This window comes from Streptomyces sp. SID14436, assembly GCF_010548465.1.
Taxonomy (GTDB): Bacteria; Actinomycetota; Actinomycetes; order Streptomycetales; family Streptomycetaceae; genus Streptomyces.
The window spans coordinates 1-1,411 of the sequence record NZ_JAAGMD010000178.1; the positions used below are offsets into that span (position 1 = coordinate 1).

Here is a 1,411-nt window from a genome sequence, read left to right on the forward strand (position 1 = left end):
CCTCCGGCCCGGCGGCGGGCCGTCCGGTGTGCTCGGGGCCGTCGCCGGGGGCGAGGCGGTCGCCGGTCATGCCGCACCCCCGATGCCGGGCGGGCCGCCCGGGGCCTCGGTGTCGTGGGCCGTGGAGAGCAGTTGCAGCCCCAGCCGGAGCCGGCGGCGGGCCTCGTCCTCGGTGACGCCGAGGTCGGCGGCGGTCTGCTGGTAGTCGCGCCGCTGGAAGTAGGCGAGCTCCAGCGCCGCCCGCAGCGGCACCGGCATGGACTGGACGATGTAGTCGGCGCGGGCGGCCACCGAGGCGTGGCGCACCTTGTGCTCCAGTTCCTCCGTCGTGCCCGGGCCGCCCCGGGCGAGCGCGGCGGTCTCCGTCACGCGCAGCCGCTGCACGGCCAGCCGGTGGGCCAGCCCGGCGAGCCAGCCGCGCAGCGGGCCCTGCCGGGGGTCGTAGGCGTCCGGGTGCTCCCAGACGTGGGCGAAGACGTCCCGGGTGACGGCGTCGGCGGCGCGCTCGTCACCGAGGACGCGGTGCGCGAGGCCGTGCACCAGGGAGGCGAACCGGTCGTAGAGCTCGCCGAGGGCGGCCGCCTCCCCGCGCGTGAGCCGCTGCTGCATGGTGCGGTCCCAGCGGGGCGGTACGTTCCGTTTGGTCATGCGGCCCCCTCACCCCTTGTTGCCTGGTGGTCCCGAATGTAGTCGGCGTCACCAGGGACGCACGCCCCTTTGTGGCAATGTGCGCCCCCCGCGCGGCCCTGAGTGGTAAGAGGCCCTACCCCCCTGCACGCGATCAGAACCGATCGAATAGGATCGAACGCGACTGAATCAAGCCTTTTCTGTTCGGTAACCGTTTCTGTGCTCGCGTTTCAGGGAAACGGCCGGTGGGCAGCCGCGCTGCAAGGAAGCGTAGGGACTGCTTCCGTTTCGGCGAGCGAAGGGCGTGGTGGTGACCTTCACAGTGACCGACGGGGAGCAGGGCGCATGGGCCGTGCTCCGGGTGTCGGGCGAACTGGACCTGATGACGTCCCCGGTGCTGCGCCAACGGGTGCACGACGCCGTGGCGGACGGCCGGCACAGTGTCGTCCTCGACCTCTCCGACGTGTGGTTCTGCGACTCCAGCGGGGTCGGTGTGCTCATAGGCGCCCGGCGGCTGCTGCGGTCCTGCGGGGGTGAGCTCCGGCTGATCCTGCCCGCCCGGGGCGCCGCCGACGGCAGCCACGTGAACAAAGTGCTCGGCGCACTCGGCGTGCGCCGCCTCTTCGACATCCACCCGGACGTGCCCTCCGCCGTGGACGAGGACGCGCGCCCGCTGTCGGCCTGACCACCGGCCCGCACCCGGACCGGGACGGGCGACCGGTGTCCGCGTCCCGCCCGCCCGGCGCCGCGGCAACCTGCCGCGCCGCCGTGCCGTCCTGCCCCG

The 1,411-nt window shown here is 74.1% G+C and carries 2 protein-coding genes; one reads left to right on the plus strand and one right to left on the minus strand.

What is annotated here, in order from left to right; genetic code table 11:
• Positions 1-66: 66 nt before the first annotated feature.
• Complete coding sequence (locus tag G3I53_RS06625; protein ID WP_164335289.1) at positions 67-648, minus strand: sigma-70 family RNA polymerase sigma factor; 582 nt, start codon at positions 646-648, stop codon at positions 67-69.
• A gap of 283 nt (positions 649-931) precedes the next feature.
• Between G3I53_RS06625 and G3I53_RS06630 the strand changes: the two genes are divergently transcribed.
• On the plus strand, positions 932-1,312 hold the full coding sequence (locus G3I53_RS06630) for an STAS domain-containing protein (RefSeq protein ID WP_164335287.1): 381 nt from the start codon (positions 932-934) through the stop codon (positions 1,310-1,312).
• Positions 1,313-1,411: the final 99 nt, after the last annotated feature.

Bases quoted from the DNA above. Each gene is read 5' to 3' on its own strand.
- G3I53_RS06625 (WP_164335289.1), bottom strand. From the start codon at position 648: ATGACCAAACGGAACGTACCGCCCCGCTGGGACCGCACCATGCAGCAG.